We start from the raw sequence: 21,623 nt of genomic DNA on the forward strand, positions 1-21,623 counted from the left end.
CAATGCGGCGCTATCAACGCCCATTGAGCGTCGTTCAATGACAGACGGATCAAGGACGCCTCCTTCACACGAAGATGGGGAGGCTCAAAAGCTCAGGAAAAATCCTGAACGTCAACAGACCCTAAATGGGTTTAACGGGGGTCTCCGTCGATCCTCCGTCCACCGTCCAGCATACGGCGAAGTTTTCCAGAACTCACGCTCTTTGGAATACGGGACATCTGTCCGGGTGTGATCCGATTTCGGACCCCGTCAGATTTGCGCAAGACGCCGCGGCGATCAAGCCGCCTTGCGCAAGAAAGCCTGACGATGATCCAGCTGGCGACCCACGCCATGAGCCTGCCCGAAGGCGAGCCGCCCGAATGGGCGCATCTCCTGCCCTCCGGCGCGTTTCGCGGCCGCGACGGGCGCGGGCCCTATCTCCTGAAAGACGCCCAGGCCGTGGTCCTCGCTTCGGCGGGCGGTCCCGGCGATCCCGAAAGTCCGGTCGATTACGACCATCAGACGGATCTGGCCGCGGTTCGCGGCGTGGGCGGAACGGCGCCCGCCGCCGGGTGGATCAAGGCCTTCGAAGCCCGCGCGGACGGGATCTGGGCGCGGATGGAATGGACGCCCCGCGGCGCGGCGGCGCTCGCCGCCCGCGAATATCGCTATCTCTCGCCGGTCTTCGAGCATGACGCCTCCGGCGAGATCAGGCGCGTGCTGCGCGCGGCCCTCACGAATAATCCGAACCTGCGCCTGACGGCTCTGGCCGCAGCCGAACCTCAATCCGATGGAGACGACATGGACCCGCTCGCCGAAATCTCGGCCACGCTCGGCTTGCCGCAAGGAAGCGACGCGGCCGCGACCCTGGCCGCCGTCAAGGCGCTGAAGGCCTCCGCCGCCGGGAGCGCCACGGCTCTGGCCTCGGCTCTGAAGACCGCAGGGCTTCCTGCGAACGCCGCGCCCGCCGATCTGGAGGCGAAGCTGCGCACGGCCCTCGCCGCGGCGACGCCCGATCCCTCCCGCTATGCGCCCATGGAGATGGTGACCAGCCTTCAGGCCCAGATCAAGGGGCTGACCGAAGCGCGCGCCGTCGACCTGGTGGAGCAGGCCGTCAAGGCGGGCAAGATCCCGCCCGCCAACAAGGACTGGGCTCTGGCCTATCACGCCAAGGATCCCGAGGGCTTCGCGCAATATCTGCGCAATCAGCCCGCCCTCCTTCCGTCCGGCGAGACTGCGGCGGCCGACCAGCCGCCCGGCGGCGACGTTCTCGACGCTCAGCAGCTCGCGATCTGCTCGGCCATGGGCCAGACCCCCGAAGAATTCCGCGCAGCGCGCAAGAAGGAGGGCCTCTGATGGTCGCCCTGACCAGAGACCGCAACACGCCCGAACGTTCGGGCGAGGACTTCGCCTTCCCCGTGGCGGGCGGCGTTCAGGTCTTCGCAGGCGCTCTCGTCGTGTTGGAGGCTGGGTTCGCCAAGCCGGGAGAAGCCGGAGAGGGGCTGGCCATGGCCGGTCGCGCCGAGGCGCAGATCGACAATCGTCTGGGCGAAGACGGCGACGCCCATGTGCGGGTCCGCCTCGGCGTCTTCCGCTTCGCCAATGGCGAGGGCGCAGACCGGATCGAGATGACGGACGTCGGATCCGACGCCTTCGTCCTCGACGATCAGACGGTCGGCAAGGTCGGCGAAGGACGCTCGAAGGCCGGACGCGTCATGGATGTGGACGCCCAGGGCGTCTGGGTGAAGCTCGGGTAAGGGGATCTTCGATGATCATCAATCAGGCCAATCTCGGCCATCTCTTCACCGGCTATAGCGCCGCCTTCCATCGCGGCCTCGGCCAGGCCGAGGATCAGTGGACGCGCCTCGCCACTCGCGTGGCCTCCGCCACGCGCGAGGAGAAATACGGCTGGCTCGGCAAGGCGCCGAGCATGCGCGAATGGCTGGGCGACCGCGTGATCGCCAGCATCGGCGCCCATGACTACGCCATCCGGAACAAGTCCTGGGAGCAGACCATCGGCGTTCCGCGCGAGGACATCGAGGACGACGCCTATGGCGTCTTCGCTCCGCTCTTCGAGGAGATGGGCCGCTCCACCGCCGCTCATCCGAACCAGTTGGTCTTCGATCTTCTGGCGAAAGGCTTCGAGACGCCTTGCTATGACGGACAATATTTCTTCGACGAAGATCATCCTGCGCTCGACGCCGCGGGCGAGATCGTCTCCGTCTCCAATTCGGGCGGCGGCTCCGGCCCGGCCTGGTTTCTGATCGACGACAGCCGCGCGCTCAAGCCGATCATCTATCAGGTCCGCAAGCCCTATAACTTCGTGCGCATGGAGCGCGAGGAGGATGTCAACGTCTTCATGCGCAAGGAATACGTCTATGGCGTGGACGGGCGCTCCAACGTCGGCTTCGGCTTCTGGCAATTCGCCTATGGCAGCCGCCAGCCCCTGAACAAGGACAGCTATCGGGAGGCCCGCGAGGCGCTCACGGGCATGAAGGGCGATTACGGCCGCCCGCTCGGCCTGAAGCCGCGCCTGCTGGTGGTCCCATCCAGCCTGGAGTTCGCGGCGCTGGAGATCCTCAACGCCGAGCGCGACGCGGCCGGGGCGACCAACGTCTACAAGGGCACGGCCGAACTCCTCGTCAGCAGCTGGCTCTGAGGGAGGCGCGGATGACGAAGATCAAGGCTCTGCGCATCGCGGCCCGCCGCTCCGGATTTCGCCGGGCCGGGCTGGCCCATCCCGCCCACCCGGTCCTTCATCCTCTGGAGGATCTGACGGAGGCGCAGATCGCGCTTCTGAAAGCCGAGCCCATGCTCGTCGTTCAAGGGGTCGAGATCGAGGCGCCTGAAGGGGCGGAGGAAGACGGCGCCTCCGGCCCCGGACCCAAGACTTCTCCTGCGCCGCGCAAGGGCGCACGCTCCGTTCCGTCGTCTCCGGCCAAAGCCGAAACCGCCGCCGCGACCGAGGCGGCTGAAGGAGAAGGCTGAGCCATGGCCTACGCCTCCGCTCAAGACATGATCGACCGCTTCTCCGCGCAGCAGCTGCGGGAGGTCGCCGATCCGGAGAACGTCGCGGAGATCCGGGCGGAGGCGCTGGCGCGCGCGCTGGAGGACGCCTCGGCGGAGATCGACGGCTATCTGGAGGGGCGCTACCGCCTGCCGCTGCCGAAGCCGCCGCCCAGCCTGAGGCTCCTCGCCTGCGACATCGCCATGTATCGCCTGCTCACCCTGCGCCAGATCGACGCGATGGAGGATCAACGTAAACGTTATGAGGACGCCCTGCGTTTCCTGCGCTCCATCGCCAAGGGAGAGATCAATCTCGGGCCCGCGCCGAGCGGCGAAACCGTGACGCCGGCCGGAGGGCCGACTCTCGTCGCCGGTCCCGAGCGCGTCTTCAGCCGCCAGCGGATGAGGGGCTTCTGATGGCGGGCGTCTCCGCCTCCGTCCGGATCGAGGACGACGGCTTCCGTCCCGCGCTGGAGGCCTTGCTCCGGCGCTCCTCGGATCTGCGTCCGGTCTTCTCCGAGATCGGCGCGGCGCTCCAGACTTCCGCCGAAGAGCGCTTCGAAGATGAGGAAGACCCCGATGGACGATCCTGGCCTGCCCATTCTCCGGCGACGCTCCTGCGGCGCGGCTCCGGCGCCAGGAAGCTGCGCGACAAGGGCCATCTTTACCAGTCGCTGAACTGGCGCGCCTCGCGCCTGAAGGCGGAGGTCGGGACCAACCGGATCTACGCCCGCATCCATCAGCTTGGCGGCGAAGCCGGACGCGGCCGCAAGGTGGAGATCCCGGCGCGACCCTATCTCGGCGTGAGCGCGGCGGACCGCAAGGAGATCGCCGAAATCCTGAACGACCATCTGACGAAAGGCCTGCGCCGATGATCAGGGAGATCGAGGCCGCCCTTGTGGCGCGGATCGCAGAGCGGATTCCGGATCTGCATGTCGCCGCCTTTCCGGACAAGCCGGAGAGCTTCAATCTGCATCATCCGGCCGGCGCGGTCCTGGTCGCCTTCGGGCGCGAGACTTACTCCAGACCGCGCGCCATCGACGTGATCGTCCAGGAGCGCCGGATCGAATGGGACATCTCCATCCTGACGCGCAATCTGCGGACCCATGTCGGCGCCTATGAAGTTCTGGACGCCCTGCGTCTGGCGCTGACCGGCTGGCGTCCGGAAGGCTCCGGCAAGCTGCGCCCCGTCCGGGCCGAGTTTCTGGATCAGAAGCAGGGCGTCTGGACCCATGTCCTGACCATGGATCATGTGGTCACGGTCGCCGAATGCGGCGAGGCGGAGGAGGCGGATTGCGATCTTCCGCCTCTGGCCCGCGTCGACATGCGGGACGAATTCGGCGGCGCCCATGCGCCTCGTCCGGGCTGCGGCGCGGAGGAGGCGTCATGAGCGACCCGCTGGAGGCGCTGACCGGGCGGCGGTTCGCCGAGCTTCAACGTGACCGCCGCGCCGCGCGCGACGTCAGAGCCCGGAGGATGCGCAAGGCCGGAATGGCCTTTTGGGAGATCGGCGATGCGCTCGCCCTGCCTGCGGACGAGGTCGCGCGCATCTGCGCGGAGCCTCATCGTCCTGAGTTTCATGGCCATGCGCCTTCGGATGGCGGCCTTCGTCGAGGAGAATCATGAGCAGATACGTTTATAGCGGCCCCCTCTCCGCCGTCGCCCTGGAGGGCGGCCGGGAGGCGGTTCTGATCCCCGGCGGCGAGGTCGAGCTGCCCGCGGAGAACGCCTGGGTCAGGGAGATGATCGCCCAGAAGCGCTTGACGCCGGTCGTCAACGCCGTCGCGCGGCCTCCCGAAGAGCTGAAGCCTGCGCCCAGAGCGGAGAACAAGCCCAAACCCGAGGCCCCGGCCGAGAAGGAGAAGAAGTGATGGCCGCCAATTTCCTGCATGGCGTCGAGACCATCGAGATCGACCGCGGCCCGCGGCCGGTCAGCGCCGTCAAGACCGCCGTCGTCGGTCTGGTCGGAACCGCGCCGATCTTCGAGGTCGACGGAACGCTCGCCAGTGTGAACAGGCCCGTGCTGATCCAGTCCGACCGCGACGCCGCCCGCCATTTCGGAACACGACGCGCGGGCTTCACGATCCCCCAGGCGCTGAATGCGATCTTCGCTCAGGGGCGCGGCGTCGCGATCGTGGTCAACGTCTTCGATCCGGGGATCCACGCCGCCGAGCAGGCGCCCGGGGATGTGACCTTCGCCGCGAACGGAAGGGCGGAGCTGGGGCGCGAAGGCGTCTTCGACCTCGTCCTGACCAACAGCGGCGGAACCGTGACTTATGTCGCCGGAACCGACTTCGCGCTGGATCCCGGCGCGGGCGTCGCGACGCGGCTTGAAGGCGGCGCCATCGCGGTTGGGGCGACCGTCAGGGCGGCCTTCCGATACGCGGATCTTTCCAGGGTGACGCCGGCCTCGGTCGTCGGCGCGGTCGATGCGGCCGGGAACCGCACCGGCCTTCAGGCTTTGCTGGATTGCCATGGCGAGATGGGCTTCTGGCCGAAGATCCTGATCGCGCCGGGCTTCGGCGCGCTCGCCAGCGTCTCGGCGGAGCTGGACGTCATGGCGCAGAAGTTGCGGGCGGTCGCTCTGATCGACGCTCCCATCGGCGCTTCCGTGGCGCAGGTCGTGGCGGGGCGCGGTCCCTCCGGCGCCGTCAACTTCAACCTCGCCAGCGAACGCAGCCTGCTCTGCTATCCGCATGTGAAGGTCGCCGACGATTCGGCGCAGGGCGGATCCCGGCTGGAGCCGCTCAGCCAATATTGCGCAGGGGTGATCTGCGCCGTGGATCTGGAGGAAGGCTATTGGGTCAGCCCCTCCAATCATGAGATCAAGGGGATCGTCGGGATCGAACGACGCCTCTCGGCGATGATCAACGACCCCTCGGCCGACGTGAACAGACTCAACGAGGCGGGGATCGTCACGGTCTTCAACGCCTTCGGATCGGGTCTGCGCCTCTGGGGCAACCGCCCCGCCGCCTGGCCTTCGGTCACTCATCCGAAGAATTTCATCCCGGTGCGCCGCGTGGCCGACATGCTCCATGAGAGCGTCGAGCAGGCCATGCTCCAGTTTCTGGATCGTCCGATCAATCAGGCGCTGATCGACGATGTGCGGGAGACGGTGAACGCCTTCATCCGGACCCTGATCGGCCGCGGCGCGCTGATCGACGGCCGCTGCCTCTTCGATCCGGGAAAGAATGAGGAAACGCAGATCGCGGCGGGCCATCTCGTCTTCGACATCGAATTCATGCCGCCGACTCCGGCCGAGCGGATCAGCTTCGAGAGCTTCATCAACATCGCGCTGCTCGGTCGCCTGCGCGGCGGACAATAACCAGGAGGGCCGCAGATGAGCAAGATCGCCGTCAACCGCGTGACCAACGCCAATGTCTATATGGACGGCCGGACGCTGCTCGGCCGCGCCGAAGAGGTCGATCTGCCCCAGGTCAAGCACAAGATGGCCGAGCACAAGGCGCTCGGCATGATCGGCGCGAGCGAATTCTTCGCCGGCGTCGAGAAGATGGAGTGCAAGATCAAATGGACATCCTTCTATCCCGAGGTGCTGCGCGCCGCCGCTGACCCCTTCAAGGCGGTCCGCCTTCAGCTGCGCGCCTCGCTGGAGACCTACACCGGCCAGGGCCGCGTGGCGGAGACGGCCGTCATGGTCTCTCTGACCGCCGCCTTCAAGGATTTCCCGCTCGGGAGCTTCAAGCAGCATGAAGCCGTCTTCAAGGATTTCCCGCTCGGGAGCTTCAAGCAGCATGAAGCCGTCTCGCCCGAAAGCAATCTCGCCGTCCATTACGCCAAGTTGGAGATCGGCGGGCAGGAGATCTTCGAGCTCGACGTGATGGAGAACATCTACAAGGTCGCCGGCGCGGACGTGCTCGCCCGCTATCGCTTCAACATCGGCGGCTGAAGCCGCCTCCTCCCCTGATCCAAAGGACCGATCATGACCGATCAGACTTCGGGCGTCGCGCCTCCTCCTCCCGCCGCCGCGCCTCCCTCCAGCGTCAACGCCGACGGCTCCCTCGTCGTCACCCTGCCGGTCTCGGGACGCGTCGCGGTTCTGCGCCGGGGCAAAGGGCGCGACATGCGTCTGGCTGCGCGACACGTGAATCCCGCTCAGGATCCCATCGGCTACGCCATGGCCCTCGCCGCTCAGCTCGCCACCATCGACGGCGCTCCGGTCTTGCCGGAGGATCTGGACGAGATGGAGATGGACGACGTCGCGGCGCTGATGTCGGGGCTGCCGGGAAAGTCCCTTCTCCCCGCGACCTCTTCGCCCTGATCTCCGTCACGGGATGGGCCGCTTCGGAAATCGACGGAATGGAGATCTCCGATCTCAACGACTGGCTGGAGGAGGCGATCCTGCACGCCAAAGCCATGAAGGCCGCCCATGAGGAGGCCTCCTCCAGAACCTGAACCGACGGCGGCGCCATGGACGGCATCTTCAATCTCTCCGTGATCATCGCCGCCGTCGACAATCTCACCGGTCCCGTCCGGCGGATGGCGGCGCAGATGGGCGATCTGGACCGCGTCGCGGCCCGCGGCGCGGCCATACAGGATTGGGGGACGCGCGCCTCCGTGGCGGGGGCTCTGGTCGAACAGACCGGCGCCAGAATGGTCCGCGCGATCCGTGGGCCGATCGAGATCGCCGCCGAATTCCAGCAAGCCATGTCTCTGGTCGGCGCGGTCACCAAGGACATCACCGGCGAGCAGCTGGAGGCTTTGCGCAAGCAGGCTCTGGCGCTCGGCGCCTCCACCACCTTCTCCGCCACCCAGGCCGCCGAAGGCATGGGGTTTCTGGCCAAGGCGGGTTTCGACGCCGCCGCCCAGATGGCGGCCATGCCCTCCATGCTCGATCTGGCGCGCGCCGGAGCGGTGGATCTGGGCCGCACGGCGGACATCGCCTCGAACATCCTCTCCGGCTTCGGCCTGAAGGCCGACCAGATGACGCGTGTCGCCGACGTCATGGTCGCGGTCTTCACCACCGCCAACACCGACATCCCCATGCTCGGCGACACGATGAAATACATCGCGCCGCTGGCCCGCGCCGCCGGGATGAGTCTGGAGGAGGCCGCCGCCATGGCCGGCCTTCTGGGCAACGCGGGCATTCAGGGCAGCGAGGCGGGCACGGCTCTGCGCGCCATGCTCCAGCGCCTCGCCGCGCCCACGGGCGAAGCCTCGAAGCTGTTGCGCAGTCTGGGAGTCTCCGTCGCCGACGGCAAGGGCGACCTGCGCAACATGGTGACCCTGCTCGCCGAGGTCGGCGCGGCCGTCGAGGGCCTCGGCACCCAGAAGCAGCTGGAGGCCATCGGGACCATCTTCGGAGCCGAGGCGGCGGCGGGCGCGGCGGAGCTGCTCTCTCAGGGCAAGAAGATCGGCGATTATGTGACGGAGGTGACGAAGTCTCAGGGGCGCGCCGCTGACGTGGCCAGGAAGATGGCCGACAACTTCCGCGGCGCCCAGACGGAGTTCTCCAGCGCCATAGAGACGCTCAGCATCGCGCTCGGGACCATCCTCCTGCCGCGCCTGACCGAACTGGCGCTCTGGGGAGCGAAGGCGGCGTCAAGCCTCAACGAATGGGTGGCGGCCAATCCGGAGCTCGCGAAGACGATCATGATCTTCGGCGGGGTCGCCGCCGCCGTGGTCGCGATCGTCGCGCCGATCCTCGCGGTGGTCGGCGCCTTCGCCACCCTGGTCGGCGCAGGCCTCGGGGCCTTCGCGAAGATCGGCGTCGCCGTGGTCTGGCTTGCGCCGAAATTCCTGACGGCCGTGACGGCCGTCCGCGCCTTCGCCGCCAGCCTCTGGCTCGCCTCCGCCAATCTGCCCTTCCTCATGGTTCGCCTGGCCCTGATGGGCGCGCTGTTGCAAGCCCGTCTGGTCGCCGCCTTCCGCGCGGCCGCAGTCGCGGCGCGGACCTTCGGACTCGCTCTCTTCGCCAATCCGATCGGTCTGATCATCGCGGCGATCGCGGTCGGCGCTCTGCTGATCTGGCGCTATTGGGAGCCGATCTCCGCCTTCTTCCAGAGAGTCTGGACGGGCGTTCAAACCGCCTTTGAAAGCTTCTCGAACTGGATTTCCGGATGGTGGGAGCGGGTGACGGGATGGGTGCGGCGCGGGCTCGACTGGGCCGCCATGATTCCGCGCCTCAGCTGGAGCGCCGTCGTCGAAGTCTTGAACTGGGAGAATTTCCTCACCGCCCTGGACTGGCTCTCCTGGCTCGTTCCGCTGCGCTGGCTCGACTTCATTCCGGGGTTCAGCTGGTCCGGAATCCTCGGGAGGCTCGCAGCCTTCGACTGGAGCCTTCTGGTTCCCGATCTGGACTGGGCGGGCTTCATGCCCGCCTTGCCCGAGGTCGACTGGTCTGGCGTGGCGGCGGCTTTGCAGGCCCCTTTCGAGGCGGCTCTCTCCGGCATCTCGGCGATCTGGGACGGCCTGAAGACGCTGCTGGAATGGTCGCCCATCGCCACCATCACCGAGGCCTTCGGACCGATCGCCGATCACCTCGCCGGCATTCTCTCCGGCGCGGTGAGCGTGGCCTCCGGAGCCTGGGAGCGTTTGCGGGGGGTCTTCTCCAGCGGCGACGTGATCGAGATCGCCGCCAGAGATCCGGCTTCGGTCGAACGCGCCACGCGGGCGGCGGACGAGCTGCGCGCCGCCATGGAGGCCGTGGCGGCGGTGGATGTAGGCGCGGCTTCTCTGGCTGTGAACGCTCTGGCCGCCGAAGCCGCGGGAACCATGGCGCAGATCTCCGGGATGGAGGCGGCCATGGGCGCCGCCGTCCAGATGGGCGTGCGGGTTCTGGCGCGCGCTTCGTTCTACGACGAGGGCGTGGCGCTGGCCGGAACGCTCGGCGACGGCCTCACGGCCGAGCTGACGAGAATCGACTTTCGCAGCCATGGCGTTTCTCTCATGCGCACCCTGGCCGCCGGGATCCGCGCCGGAGCCTCCGAGGCGGTGGCCGCTCTGCGTGAGACCGTCCAGGCGATGCGCGACCATCTTCCGCATTCGCCCGCCAGGATCGGACCGCTTTCGGATCTGCATCGCGTGCGCTTCGCCGAGACTCTCGCCGAGGCCGTGCGCCCGGCTCCGGCCGTGGCCGCGGTTCATCGCCTCACGGCCGAGATGGCCGAAGCCCTGGCGGGCGCGACGATGATTCCACCAGCGCTTGCGGCATCCTCGGGACGGCTCCCGCAGATGCAGGCCGCCTTGCCTCAGGTCGGCTTCTTCGCCGCCGGAGAGGCGCCGACAGGATCCGGCGCCGGATCTTCCGGCCAGGGCGGGTCGGACGGCGTCAGAATCGAAGTCAGCTTTGCGCCGAACATCGCCTTCGGCGACGGCTTCGAGGGCGACGAGACCCGGGTGCGGGAGATGATCGGGCAGGCCCTGCGCGGGATGGGCCATGAGCTGGCGCAGATCCTCGGCGACGAAATCGCACGCCGTCGGCGCCTTGAATATTGAGGATTCCCCATGTTCGCCATGCTCGGTCCGATCAGCTTCCGCCTGCCCGCCTATTTCGAAGGGCTCTCGACTCAACGCTCCTGGAATTACGCTCAGCATGACGTGATCGAAGGCAAGCCGAAGCTGCAATATGTCGGCGAGGAGCTGGGGGAGATCTCCATCGACCTCGCCCTCCACGCCGCTTACTGCGATCCGGAGGCGGAGATGGCCAAACTGCGCGTCGCCGCATCGATGCGTCAGGCCATGCCGCTCGTCTATGGCTCCGGCCATTACGCCGGCCTCTTCGTGATCCGGCGGATCCAGTCCACGGCGCGGCATATGGACGGCTCGGGCGTGCTTGTGGCCCTGACGGCCAGGCTCGCCCTCATGGAGCATGACGGCGGGGGCGGCCCGCCGCCGGATCTGCGCGAAGAGAACGACGTGGCCCGAACCTCAGGCGCGGGCGGCAAGACGCAAAGGGCGTCGCCGACGCCTCCCCCCTCGGGCGAGGCTTCCTCCGTGCCCTCTTCAAGGATCGTGAGGCGCTGAAATGGATCATGTCGAGCATCTGACCGTCGAGAACGACCGCTGGGATCTGCTGGCCTGGACCTATTATGGCGACGCTTATCTTTACGAGCCCATCCTTGTCGCCAATCCGGAGGTTCCGATCCGCCCCTTTCTGGAGGCGGGGATCCGTCTGCGCGTGCCGGTCCTTCAGAATTCCGCGCCCTCGGATCAAGGCCTGCCGCCCTGGAAGCGGGCGCGCGCGTGAGAATCCCTGAGGCGAAATGGTCCCTGATCTACGCAGGGGCGGACATCACGGCGGAGGTCGCTCCTGAGGCCGTCTCGATCGCCTATGCGGATTTCGACCATGGCAAATCCGACGAGGTCGAGCTGAAGCTGAATGACCGGGCGCATTTGTGGAAAGGTTCCTGGCGCCCCGCCAAGGGCGATGCGATGGCTCTGGAGATCGGCTGGGCGGGCGGCGCGCTGCTGCCTTGCGGGAAATTCGAGGTGGACGAGATCTCCTGGGAGGGACCGCCGGACGTCGTCTCCATCCGGGGGCTGGCCGCGCCCATCAGCGCCGAGCTGCGTACGGAGCGGACGCGCGCCTTCGAGAACAAGACCTTGAGGCAGATCGCCGGACAGATCGCCTCCGAGCATGGATTGACGCTGGAGGGGGAGATCGAAGGCGGACCCATGGAGCGCGTCACGCAATATGTCGAGCGCGACCTCGAATTCCTGCGCCGTCTCGCCGGGGAATATGATCACGTCTTCTCCGTTCGGGAGAAGATGCTTTACTTCTCGAAGGCGGGAGATCTGGAGCGCCAGGCGCCTGCAGCCTCGATCTCGCGGGGGGAGATGGGGCGCTTCAGCTTTCAGGATTCCTCGCATCGGGTCTACAAGGCTTGCACCCTCTCCTACCACGATCCGGAAACCTCCCGGTTGATCAGGGTGACGGCGGCGGCGGAAGGCGTAACCACCGGCGACGTGCTGGAGGTCAAGGCGCGGGTGGAGAGCGAGGCGCAGGCGTGGATCCGCGCCGCCGCCGAACTGAAGCGCGCCAACGCCCGCGCTCTGACCGGGCGGATCAGCCTCAGGGGCGATCCGCGGCTGATGGCGGGCGTCGCGATCGAGATTCCTGATCTCGGCGCCTTGTCGGGCCGGTATTTCATCGAGGCGTCCCGCCATCGCATCGAGCGGCGGTCGGGCTATGTGACGGAGGTCGAGCTGCGCCGTGTCGAAGCTTAGATTGGGCGTCGTGACCGAGATCGATCCCGCGCAGGCCAAAGCCCGCGTGCGTTTCCCTGATCATGACGGAGTGGTCAGCTGGTGGCTCCAGGTCCTCCAGCAGCGCACGAAGGCGGACAAGACCTACTGGATGCCTGCGGCCGGCGAGCATGTCGTGACCCTGATGGACGAGCATGAGGAGGCGGGCGTGGTCCTCGGCTCCATCTATTCCGCGGCGGACCGGCCGCCTGTCTCAGACCCGCAGATCCACAGGATCCAGTATGGCGACGGCGCCTCTCTGACCTATGACAAGGGCGCCCGCGCCTTCACCTTCGTCACCGGCGGGACCAGCGTGAGGATCTCGCCCGAGGGCGTGGCGGTCTCGGGTCCAAGTCTGGCCCATAACGGCGTGAACGTGGGCGCGGATCATGTTCATGCAGGCGTCAGCCGCGGCGATGCGAAGACGGATGGACCGTCTTGAGCTTGGCGCTGGAAAAACTTTCGGTATAGGGTCGCCTGTGTTCAGCCCCGCCCTGGCTTCACGGGACCGCTGTCCGGGTGGAGGGGATTATTCATTCCGAATAATTCCGCCCCATGGTTCAGGATGTTCGACAGATCGCCGCCGCCGATTGGCAGCCCCGTCTCGGGGCGCATGGCGAGATCGCGTCCGGGATCGACGACATCCATCAATGCGTCCGGATCATCCTTCTGACCCCGAAAGGCTCCGTCCCGCACCGGCCCGAGTTCGGTTCCGACCTCTGGCGTGTCCTCGATCTTCCGATGCGCGAGGCCGTTCCGCGGGCGGTGCGCGAAAGCGTAGACGCCTTGCGGCTCTGGGAGCCTCGGATCGAAGTGATGCGCGTGTCGCCGCAGGCGCTGACCTCGACGCATCTGCGCCTTGACGTCGAATGGCGTCTGAAGGGGCGCGGCGAGATGATGGTCACGGAGCTGCGGGATGGCTGATCCGATGCTGCCCGAGCCCAGCTTCGTCGAGCGCGACCCGCGCGGCCTGACCGCGCAGATGGTCGCCAATTATGAGGCCATGACCGGGCGCAAGCTTCAGCCGGCGCAGGTCGAGCGGCTGCTGATCGATGTCATCGCCTATCGGGAGAGTCTGGTCCGCATCGCCATTCAGGAGGCGGCCAAGCAGAACCTGCTGGCCTACGCCGCCTTTCCGATGCTCGATCATCTGGGGGATCTCTGGGGCGTCCGGCGGCTTGACGCGGCCCCCGCCGTCACGACCTTGCGTTTCTCTCTGGAGGCTCCGCGCGCCGGGGCGACGATCATCCCGAAAGGGGCGCGGGTGCGCACAGGCGACGGACGCGCGGTCTTCGCCGCGACGGCGCCTCTGGAGATCCCCGCAGACGCGACCTCCGCCGAGATCGCCGCTGCCGCCGAAGAGGCTGGCGAAACCGGCAACGGCTATGTGGAAGGTCAGATCGCCGCGCTTCTCGATCCCTTGCCGGGAATCTCGGCCGTCAACGTCTCGACCTCTCATGGCGGCCGTGCGCACGAGGACGACGACCGCCTGCGGACGCGCATCCGAGAGGCGCCCCGCAGCTTCTCCGTCGCCGGTCCGGTCGGCGCCTATCGCTGGCATGCGATGAGCGCGCATCAATCCATCACGGATGTGGCGGTGACCAGCCCGCGCCCCGGTCTGGTGCGCATCCATGTGCTGACCGACGTCGGCGCGCCAGGCCAGGAGCTGCTGGATCTCGTTCAGGCCCGCCTTTCCAACGACAAGATTCGTCCTCTGACGGACAGGGTCGAAGTGGTCCCGCCGATCCGCGCGCCTTATCGGATCCGAGGATCCGTCACGTTCTACAGGGATGTGGACGCCCTCGCCGCGATGGCCGCCGTCAGCCGCGCCGCCGAGGTCTGGGCGGCGGCGAAGCGGGCGGCTCTGGGGCGTGATCTCGTGGAGAGCCAGCTCGTCGCGGCCCTCTCCGTCTCCGGCGTCTACCGCGTCCAGCTGGAAGAGCCGCTCTGGCGCGAACTGGGGCCAGAGGAGTGGGCCGATTGCACGGAGATCGGGCTTCTGCTGGCGGGGGCGGCCGATGGGTGAGGATCTGCGCCTGCTTCCGGCCGGGATCGACGATGAGCGCAGCCGCGCGCTGCTGCGGCTGATCGGTCGTCTCGACGATCTCGACCTCGCCACCCTGCTGATCTATCGCCTGGACGATCTTCCCGAAGAGGCTCTTCCTCTGCTCGCCTGGCAATTCGACCTCCTGGGGAGCGCAGGCTGGGATCTCGCGGCGACGCCTGAGGAGCGGCGCGCCTTCATTCGCCGGAGTCTGGATCTGCATCGGCGGCGCGGAACGCCCTGGGCGATCCGCGAAGCGATCAAGGCCGTCGGCTACGCCGGTGCTGACATTCTCGAAGGGCCGCCCGGCGTCCTCCATGACGGCGGGCAGGCTCATGACGCCTCCGGCGATCATGGCGGCGGGTTCCGCTGGGCGACGTTCAGCGTTCTCGTCGAGCTGGGCGAGACCAAAGGACTTTCGACCGCGCGGATCCGTCAGATGATCGCCTTGATCGAAACCTGGAAGAACGCCCGATCGCATCTGGTCAGCCTGGGTTTCCGCGCCCGCGTCGAGGATGATCTGGACATGCGCGATCAGGCCGCCATGACGGCCGGCTTCGCTCATGAGGACGTCTTTCCCTGGGGGCGCCGTCACGACGGCTCCTTGCGGCATGATCACGCCCTTCGACGTCTCTACGACGCCGCCATGGCCCATGACGCGGCAAGCGACCATGCGGGGTGGAAGGAGATCGGCGTCCGCCATGACGGGGGCCAGATCGACCTGACCCTGTCGATGGGTCTTCAAGATCGGGATCGCATCGAAATCACGCCGCTTCATGATGGGCGTCACGCCCATTCAGGGATTTCCCATGGCGCGGAGCGGCCTTGGGCGACCGATCCGGCCATGCAGATCCGGGCGACGCGCCATTTCCGTCACGACGGTCGCCATCGTCACGCCGGAGATCTGCATGACGGCGCGCTCCGTCATGACGGGATGCGGGGGCACTTCACGGGTCTGCGCCATTCCGGCCCGCTCTCCGAAATTTCAACCGTCATTTGAGGGGGCCATGCGCGCCACCGAAACGCTCGCCCTGCGCGGCTCTCTCCTGATCGATGTCCGCCGGAGCGGCGTCCTGATCGGGAGTTTGCGTGACGACAACATGATCATGTCTGGAGCCCGCGACGCCATGGCGCGCCTCCTCGCCGGAGAAGGCGCAGGCAAGACGATCGCCCGGATCGGTCTGGGCGTGAGCGGTGAGGGACCGGCTCCGTCGGACCTCGCCCTGACGGAGCCTTACATCAAGGCCATCGCAGGCCATGATTATCCGGCCGCCGGCCGTGTCCGGTTCGACTGGAGGCTGGAGGAGGAGGAAGCCAACGGCAAGATCATCCGCGAATTCGGCCTGATCGCCTCCGACGGTTCGCTCTTCGCCCGCAAGACCCGCGCTCCGATCGAGAAGACGGACGACATCAGTCTCGACGGATCCTGGACCATCATTTTCTGACGACAGGGATGACGACATATGGCCAATCTGCCGGAGGAGGCCGCCTGGCGGCCGGGAATCTATCAGATCGAAGTGACCGATCCGGTGATCGGAGGCCCTGACGGGATTTCGAACATCGCCGCGCGCCAGCTGGCCGACCGCACCGCCTGGCTGAAGGCGCAGGCGGACACGGCGAAAGGCGCCTTTCCAGACCTCGCGGCGAGACTTGCTGCGCTGCAAACGGCGGCGGAAGGGGGGGCGGCGCAGGTGTCGGGCCCTGCGGACTGGAGCGGGCTGATCCCGGCGCCGACGATCCATGCGCCGCCCGAGGATCCAGCGATCCAGGCCCTCGTCTCGGCCGCCGTGACGGGCGGAGCCCCACTGCTCCTGCGCCCCGGCCAGGTCGCCTATATCGACGTCGGGCCCGGCGGGCATCTCTCCTTCGCCCGCCTGCAGGACGCCGTGGCGTTTCAGGCGGCGTGGGGCGGAGCCCCCGCCGTCGTCATCCGCCTGACCCCTGGACGGCACATCCTCACGCAGGGGATCCGCTGCGCACAGAGTTCCCTGACCCGCATCGACGGCGCACGCGGGGCGGATGGCAAGCTCTGGCGCACCCTCCAGATCACCGGCGGCTCCATCGGCGCCTCCGGGCCGGTCAACCCGGCCCTGCCCGCCGCCTTGCAGAACCTGGTCATGACGGTCTCCCTTGACGACGTCTCCGGCCTTGCGCCGGGCTGGCTCGTCCGGCTCGTACCGACCAGCGCCGAAGGCGAGACGCTTGACCAGCGCGAAACCGCCGACAATCTCGCGGGCGTCTTCCGGATCCAGTCCGTGAACGCGGCCGCAAAGACGATCACCGTCCATGGCCGCACCTATGGACGCACCGATTTCCCCGCCTTCTCCGTCTCCGGAGAGTGCCGCGTCTTCCACAGCATGCTCGAAGCTCCGCCCGACTGGAGGGGCGGCGCCTTCGTGATCGGCTCGGACGTGACCGTCGGACCTCCGCAGCGCATGGAGCTCAATGTCGCGCTCGACCTGACGACCGCGGCGGCCACCTCCGTCGCGGTGCTGGTCTTCTACGGCGGCGCGCTCACCTGGGCGCCCTACGCCTTGAACATCTCCGGCGGCGTCCGCAGCGGAATCTGGAACGTCGCAGGCGTCGTCCATGGCTTCGGTCTGTGCGTCTCCCACGCCCGCGTCTGTCTCCAGAACCAGCAGGGATTCGTCAGCAACACCTATCGCGCCACCCTGACGCACGCCCATGAATATGCGCTGGTGGGGTCTGCGGGCGGCTCCATCGTCGCCAGCCAGTCGCAGTATCACGGCGGGACCGGCGCGGCGGTCTTCGCCGACACCGCCTATGTCTGGATCCCCGGCGCGCGCGCTCACGGAGCCCGCCACCCGCTCTTCGCGCAGGAGCAGGGCCGCATCGACGCCGAGGGGCTGGCGCAGGCGGGGCGCAGCTACATCCGCCCCGCGCCTGGCGGCTATTCGGCGCGCATCCTCGGCATGGGCGCGACAGGCTCCAGCCTGGTCAAGATCGACGCCCTGACGAAGTTCATCGCCGAGCGCCCGGACATCTCGGTCGAGGGCGGCGGGCTGGTGCTGGGCGACAACGAGGCCGAATTCACCGGCGTCACGCCCGGCGTCGTCACGAAGTGGGGCGGCTACATCAGACCATCCGCGACATGCCCGACGCGGAAGGAGCCGAGACGCTCGTCTACGTGCATCAGACCTCGGGCGACGACACGACCGGCGCAGGCACCCTGACCCGCCCCTTCCGGAGCATCCGGCAGGCCTTCCGGGCGGCGCGCGGGCCGGTGCTGCACATCGGGTTGATGACGGATTACGTCCGGGGGGCGAACGAGCTGGAAGCCAGTCTGCCCGGCTTCCTCTCCCATGTGCGCCTCTTCGGCTCCTCCGGCTCCGGCGCGCTCTACAGGCGCAGGCTGACCCTGACGAACTGGACGCCCCCCGACACGACGACCTATGGGGCGGGGCTTCTGGCGGTCCCTCCCACGGCCGGGCCGATCCATGTCGGGTTCCAGAACCTGGAGTTCGTCTTTCCGTCCGCCCCGGCAGGCCGCTCGAACCGCGAATATCAGGATGGTCTGGTCACACGGACGGCCTCCACGCTGGGGCCGCCCCTGCTGAGCGTCTCCCTCTCGCATGGCGCTCTGATCCGCGAGGCCGGGTCGACGGGGCGCGTCATCGCCTCCGTCTACCGCAAGCGGGCTCTGACGCTGGACGCCATGACCTATGACGCGGCGGCCTGCGCGGGGAAATGGATCATGTGCGTCTCGGCCGGAGCTGCGCCAGACGGCAACATGGTCGAATCCAACCTGCCCACCCTGTGAGGTCGAGATGACGGGAATTCCCCTTGAGGATCTGATCGAAGCCTATCCCGACCCTCTCCAGCGCGAGGCACCTGCGCTCCTGGCCCCTCTGGCGCCGGAGGCGGAGCCGGAGCCGGAGCCGCCGGGGCTGGACCTCGGCGAGCGTCTGACGCTCACGCATGAGGGCGTGACCTACGCCGCCATGACGGCTGCTCGGCTGCTCGCGGCGGGCGTGCCCGAGACGGCCATCTCAGCGGTGCGGCTGGAGCAGGCCAAGGCGGCGGCGCGGGCGGCTCTGGCCGAGCATGTCGCAGCGGCGCGGGCCAGTCTGATCACCATCCTGCCCGGTCAGGAGATGATCTATCTGGCCAAGGAAGCGGAGGCTCTGGACTGGGTCTCGGCTCCGTCGCCGGATCTGGCGGATCATCCGCTGCTCTCGGCGGAGGTCGGCGTGACGGCGGAGACGGCCGACCAGCTCGCGCAGCTCTGGATGAACATGGGCGCGCTCTGGCGCGCGGCGGCCGCGCAGCTGGAGGCGCTGCGCCTGACCGTCGGCGCCGCCATCGCCGCGGCCCAGACCATTGAAGAAGTCCAGAACGCATGTGAGGCGCTCCAATGAAGTCCAAGATCGCTGCTCTGCTGCTCCCTGCAATCTTCCTCTGTATCATCGGCCTTCTCTGGGGGAGCTGGCGCGCTCCGCTGGAAGGCGAACCGGCTGGACCAGCCGCTGCGGCTGGTGGCGTCGAGCAAGCGCCTCCTCTCACCCTCCGGGCGAGCCTGGCGGACGCCGACTGGCGACTGGTCGACATGGGGCGGCGCGAAGCGGATCATCGGCTGGAGGCCGGTGCGACGTCCGTCGGGCTGCTGGGGGGATCGGAAATCGACGCCCCGCAATGGTTCGCGCTCGTGCGCCCCATCTATCCGACAAGTCCGGAGATTCGCGTTCGGTTCCCAGGGGCCTCTCAGTCGCGAGGCGAATGCGGCGGCGCGCTCTACGAAGGCGGCTGGGTGGTCACCGCCGCACATTGCGTCGTGGATCGCGACGGCTCCGCCCCGCTCCAGGTCGAGATCTGCGTCCAGCCGCAGGGGCGCTCGACATGTCGTGCGGCTTACGTGATTCATCGGGCTGCTGTCGATCTGGGCTATGAACCAGATGGAGCGGCTGGATTTCGTGAGGACCGGGCCGTCCTGAGGCTGCCGGATGATCCGGGGAACGGCCTCGGTCTGCCTCAGACGCCGCGCGCCGAGATCGAGCCTGGAGAGCATGTCCATATCTTCGCCATGGGCCTGAACGGCGCAGGCGAATTGTCGGAACGGGTGAGCCGGTGCTCGCAACAGGTCGTGGATGTCCGCCGGACCATTGTCGAGACCCGCGCTGGAGCTTGTCGCATCCGCCGCGCCGGTAGCGGCAGCCTGGCGGGAAGAGAGTTGCCTTCCGGGGAGATCGTGCCCCTGCTGATCGTCTCCAGCTATGACCCCGGCGACGAAACGCGCAACTTCTATGCGCCTTTGCGGCCTGACAAGATCCGTGACGCCATGAGGATCATGGGAAGGTGATCAAGAGCGGTTCAATGAGGATTTAAGGAGGAGTCAACAGAAACGACCGCGCGCCCATAGGGGGCGTCCAGCGCAGGTCGAAGCCCTGCCTCGGGTTGCGCGACGGACCACAGCGTCAGGGAATTCCGGCGACAGCCCGGAGAAAATGGATTTCTCAAACCTTGTGTCCCGATTTCTCAAACCTTGTGTCCCGCTATAGTTTCAGGATCGCATCAACGACCTTCGACAGGAACTTGCGGCTTTGGAAGGAGGGCGCGGAGGTTGACGCGCCTCTGGGTGAGGGTTCTGACGGCCAAATCTGACGGGCGGAAACCGCTCTCCTGAGCGGCGAGCCTTTTTGTGATGAAAGCCAAGCGCCCCGCTTGATTTTGCGGAGAAAAACACCCCTAATCTCCGCAACTCATGCGGAGATTGGTCAAGTGCGGCATATCTGGGCCGAGGCGGACTGGCCGAACTTCCGATGGGACGACGCAAGGCTTTTGCGGCCCTTGGCGGATCTGCGTTACAAACAGGGCCTTCTCCTTGGACAGATGAGCGTCCTCGGCGCCGATTTTTCTCGGGAAGTCTTGCTGGAGATTTTGATCGACGACGTCATGCAGAGCAGCGCGATCGAGGGCGAGTTTCTGAATCCGCAGGCGGTGCGCGGCTCCATCGCTCGGAAGCTCGGTCTTGGAGGGGCGGGCCATGAAGACCGTTCTGTCGAGGGGATCGTTCAAGTCGTCATGGACGCTGCGGAACATGCGCAGGAGCCTCTGACAGAAGAGAGGCTGTTCGGCTGGCACGGCGCGCTGTTCCCGACCGGCCGCAGCGGCTTCCACAAGATCGACGTCGCTCAATGGCGCAGCAATCCGGTGCGCATCACGGACGGCGCCCTTGATCCGACGCGTGAGAGGGTTTTCTACACCGCGCCGCCCCCTGAGCGCGTTCCGCAGGAGATGAGGCGGCTCCTCGACTGGTTCAACGCCAAGACGGAGGAGGATCCCTTTCTCAAGGCCGGTTTGGCGCATTATTGGTTCGTCGCCATCCACCCCTTCGGCGACGGCAACGGCCGCATAGGCCGCGCGATCGCAGACATGGCTCTGGCGCGCTCGCATCCCGCCGACACGCGGTGTTATACTCTGTCCGCCTCCATCAGATCCGCAGCGAAGGACTATTATCTGACCCTTGAGGCGACCTCGAACGGAACGCTCGACGTCACGACGTGGCAAAGCTTCTTCCTTGATCGCTTGGCCCATTCGATCGGCCTGGCGCAAACCGTCCTTGACCGGAGCCTCGCCAAGGCGAGGTTTTGGGAGCGCAACAGGGCCAAGGGCCTTTCCGCTCGCCAGCAGTATGTGGTCGACCGCCTTCTCGATGGGTTTCAAGGGAAAATGACCAGCCAGAAATGGGCCAAGATCGCCAAAACTTCACAAGACACGGCGACGCGGGATATTTTCGATCTTGTCGAGAAAGGCGTGCTTCAGAAATCGGCCGACGGGGGACGATCCGCGAGTTATGAACTGATCCTGCCCAGCGCGAACGGAATATCCTGATCGCAGCCGGGTCGATCTTTCCTCTTCGGACATCAAGACGATGCCCTTCGCCATGAACTGGGCGCCCCGTTTTTCAGCCGGAAGCGTTTATTGAACCTAACGCATTTGCGTCGACGGGTCGATGATGGGCGGGTCAAGACTTGCCGGCCGAAGCCCGCATTTCTTCGATATATTCTTCAGACGTGATGTCGCCCGCGACCCACCTCGCCTTGGCCTCCTCGAGAATCGGATCAGAGTCATAGCCCGCATGGCTATTCAGCGCGCGGGCCTGATCGGCTGCATCCTGCCGCTTGGCGACAGCCTCGGGCGAGCGATCCGGACGGGGGAAGGGAGGTTCATAGCTTCAGCTCCGGTTGACCACATGCTCGGGGAGGAGGCTTGCACGCCTCTCCATCTGCTTCAAAAGGAGGGCTTTGCGGCGCTGTTGGCAATCAGGGCTGATCTCTTTTTGCGCCAGCGCGGAGATCGGTGCGTCAGGCCTTGGCGTGGAATCACCCATTCATCAGGTAATCGACTACGGCGCCCTTCAGTTTCTGGTCTG

26 protein-coding genes and 1 pseudogene are annotated in these 21,623 nt (G+C 66.9%); 26 read left to right on the forward strand and 1 reads right to left on the reverse strand.

Annotation, left to right across the window (positions count from 1 at the left end; all coding sequences use genetic code 11):
• Positions 1-306: 306 nt before the first annotated feature.
• The 26 genes from PHN62_RS16230 (at position 307) to PHN62_RS16355 (ending at position 21,082) form a co-directional block, all read left to right on the forward strand.
• Positions 307-1,335, forward strand: coding sequence for a phage protease (locus PHN62_RS16230; protein ID WP_300152398.1), 1,029 nt, complete (start codon positions 307-309; stop codon positions 1,333-1,335).
• Entirely contained in the window at positions 1,335-1,736 is a 402-nt protein-coding gene (locus PHN62_RS16235; RefSeq protein ID WP_300152399.1) for a hypothetical protein, read from the forward strand. The genes PHN62_RS16230 and PHN62_RS16235 overlap by 1 nt, the downstream gene beginning before the upstream one ends.
• An 11-nt stretch (positions 1,737-1,747) precedes the next feature.
• The gene (locus PHN62_RS16240; RefSeq protein ID WP_300152400.1) at positions 1,748-2,638 is read left to right on the forward strand and encodes a Mu-like prophage major head subunit gpT family protein; all 891 of its coding nucleotides are present in this window, start codon (positions 1,748-1,750) and stop codon (positions 2,636-2,638) included.
• Between the two features lie 11 nt (positions 2,639-2,649).
• The gene (locus PHN62_RS16245; RefSeq protein WP_300152401.1) at positions 2,650-2,967 is read left to right on the forward strand and encodes an HI1506-related protein; all 318 of its coding nucleotides are present in this window, start codon (positions 2,650-2,652) and stop codon (positions 2,965-2,967) included.
• Positions 2,968-2,970: 3 nt separating this feature from the next.
• Entirely contained in the window at positions 2,971-3,402 is a 432-nt protein-coding gene (locus PHN62_RS16250; protein WP_300152402.1) for a phage protein Gp36 family protein, read from the forward strand.
• The gene (locus PHN62_RS16255) at positions 3,402-3,860 is read left to right on the forward strand and encodes a phage virion morphogenesis protein (protein WP_300152403.1); all 459 of its coding nucleotides are present in this window, start codon (positions 3,402-3,404) and stop codon (positions 3,858-3,860) included. Before PHN62_RS16250 ends, PHN62_RS16255 begins: the two co-directional genes overlap by 1 nt.
• Positions 3,857-4,375, forward strand: coding sequence for a Gp37 family protein (locus PHN62_RS16260; RefSeq protein ID WP_300152404.1), 519 nt, complete (start codon positions 3,857-3,859; stop codon positions 4,373-4,375). Before PHN62_RS16255 ends, PHN62_RS16260 begins: the two co-directional genes overlap by 4 nt.
• Positions 4,372-4,611: a hypothetical protein gene (locus tag PHN62_RS16265; protein WP_300152405.1), complete on the forward strand. Its 240-nt coding sequence runs from the start codon at positions 4,372-4,374 to the stop codon at positions 4,609-4,611. Before PHN62_RS16260 ends, PHN62_RS16265 begins: the two co-directional genes overlap by 4 nt.
• Positions 4,608-4,856, forward strand: coding sequence for a hypothetical protein (locus PHN62_RS16270; protein WP_300152406.1), 249 nt, complete (start codon positions 4,608-4,610; stop codon positions 4,854-4,856). The genes PHN62_RS16265 and PHN62_RS16270 overlap by 4 nt, the downstream gene beginning before the upstream one ends.
• A complete protein-coding gene (locus tag PHN62_RS16275) occupies positions 4,856-6,310 on the forward strand; it encodes a phage tail sheath subtilisin-like domain-containing protein (protein WP_300152407.1) in 1,455 nt (484 codons plus the stop codon). Before PHN62_RS16270 ends, PHN62_RS16275 begins: the two co-directional genes overlap by 1 nt.
• A 15-nt stretch (positions 6,311-6,325) precedes the next feature.
• Positions 6,326-6,892 (forward strand): phage major tail tube protein, encoded by a 567-nt coding sequence (locus tag PHN62_RS16280; protein ID WP_300152408.1) that lies wholly within the window; start codon positions 6,326-6,328, stop codon positions 6,890-6,892.
• A gap of 33 nt (positions 6,893-6,925) precedes the next feature.
• Positions 6,926-7,264: a hypothetical protein gene (locus PHN62_RS16285; RefSeq protein WP_300152409.1), complete on the forward strand. Its 339-nt coding sequence runs from the start codon at positions 6,926-6,928 to the stop codon at positions 7,262-7,264.
• A gap of 149 nt (positions 7,265-7,413) precedes the next feature.
• A complete protein-coding gene (locus PHN62_RS16290; RefSeq protein WP_300152410.1) occupies positions 7,414-10,440 on the forward strand; it encodes a phage tail tape measure protein in 3,027 nt (1,008 codons plus the stop codon).
• Positions 10,441-10,449: 9 nt separating this feature from the next.
• On the forward strand, positions 10,450-10,968 hold the full coding sequence (locus PHN62_RS16295; RefSeq protein ID WP_300152411.1) for a phage tail protein: 519 nt from the start codon (positions 10,450-10,452) through the stop codon (positions 10,966-10,968).
• Between the two features lies 1 nt (position 10,969).
• Entirely contained in the window at positions 10,970-11,191 is a 222-nt protein-coding gene (locus tag PHN62_RS16300; protein ID WP_300152412.1) for a tail protein X, read from the forward strand.
• The gene (locus PHN62_RS16305) at positions 11,188-12,171 is read left to right on the forward strand and encodes a phage late control D family protein (RefSeq protein ID WP_300152413.1); all 984 of its coding nucleotides are present in this window, start codon (positions 11,188-11,190) and stop codon (positions 12,169-12,171) included. Before PHN62_RS16300 ends, PHN62_RS16305 begins: the two co-directional genes overlap by 4 nt.
• Positions 12,158-12,631 (forward strand): phage baseplate assembly protein V, encoded by a 474-nt coding sequence (locus tag PHN62_RS16310; protein WP_300152414.1) that lies wholly within the window; start codon positions 12,158-12,160, stop codon positions 12,629-12,631. Before PHN62_RS16305 ends, PHN62_RS16310 begins: the two co-directional genes overlap by 14 nt.
• Before the next feature lie 113 nt (positions 12,632-12,744).
• Entirely contained in the window at positions 12,745-13,113 is a 369-nt protein-coding gene (locus tag PHN62_RS16315; protein ID WP_300152415.1) for a GPW/gp25 family protein, read from the forward strand.
• A complete protein-coding gene (locus tag PHN62_RS16320) occupies positions 13,106-14,215 on the forward strand; it encodes a baseplate J/gp47 family protein (protein WP_300152416.1) in 1,110 nt (369 codons plus the stop codon). The genes PHN62_RS16315 and PHN62_RS16320 overlap by 8 nt, the downstream gene beginning before the upstream one ends.
• A complete protein-coding gene (locus PHN62_RS16325; protein ID WP_300152417.1) occupies positions 14,208-15,233 on the forward strand; it encodes a phage tail protein in 1,026 nt (341 codons plus the stop codon). Before PHN62_RS16320 ends, PHN62_RS16325 begins: the two co-directional genes overlap by 8 nt.
• A gap of 7 nt (positions 15,234-15,240) precedes the next feature.
• Positions 15,241-15,678 carry a hypothetical protein gene (locus PHN62_RS16330; RefSeq protein WP_300152418.1) on the forward strand — a complete coding sequence of 146 codons (438 nt, stop codon included), beginning with the start codon at positions 15,241-15,243 and terminating at the stop codon, positions 15,676-15,678.
• A gap of 18 nt (positions 15,679-15,696) precedes the next feature.
• Positions 15,697-17,427, forward strand: coding sequence for a hypothetical protein (locus PHN62_RS16335; protein ID WP_300152419.1), 1,731 nt, complete (start codon positions 15,697-15,699; stop codon positions 17,425-17,427).
• Positions 17,346-18,014 (forward strand): hypothetical protein, encoded by a 669-nt coding sequence (locus tag PHN62_RS16340; protein ID WP_300152420.1) that lies wholly within the window; start codon positions 17,346-17,348, stop codon positions 18,012-18,014. The genes PHN62_RS16335 and PHN62_RS16340 overlap by 82 nt, the downstream gene beginning before the upstream one ends.
• 7 nt (positions 18,015-18,021) lie before the next feature.
• Entirely contained in the window at positions 18,022-18,612 is a 591-nt protein-coding gene (locus PHN62_RS16345) for a hypothetical protein (RefSeq protein ID WP_300152421.1), read from the forward strand.
• Positions 18,609-19,550 carry a trypsin-like serine protease gene (locus tag PHN62_RS16350; protein ID WP_300152422.1) on the forward strand — a complete coding sequence of 314 codons (942 nt, stop codon included), beginning with the start codon at positions 18,609-18,611 and terminating at the stop codon, positions 19,548-19,550. Before PHN62_RS16345 ends, PHN62_RS16350 begins: the two co-directional genes overlap by 4 nt.
• Positions 19,551-19,969: 419 nt before the next feature.
• The gene (locus PHN62_RS16355) at positions 19,970-21,082 is read left to right on the forward strand and encodes a Fic family protein (protein ID WP_300152423.1); all 1,113 of its coding nucleotides are present in this window, start codon (positions 19,970-19,972) and stop codon (positions 21,080-21,082) included.
• A 133-nt stretch (positions 21,083-21,215) separates the two neighbouring features.
• Here PHN62_RS16355 and PHN62_RS17470 read toward each other — a convergent pair.
• A pseudogene (locus PHN62_RS17470) lies at positions 21,216-21,359 on the reverse strand (hypothetical protein); the annotation flags it as partial.
• Positions 21,360-21,623 lie beyond the last annotated feature (264 nt).

Source organism: Neomegalonema sp. (assembly GCF_028688855.1).
Classification (GTDB): domain Bacteria; phylum Pseudomonadota; class Alphaproteobacteria; order Rhodobacterales; family Rhodobacteraceae; genus Neomegalonema.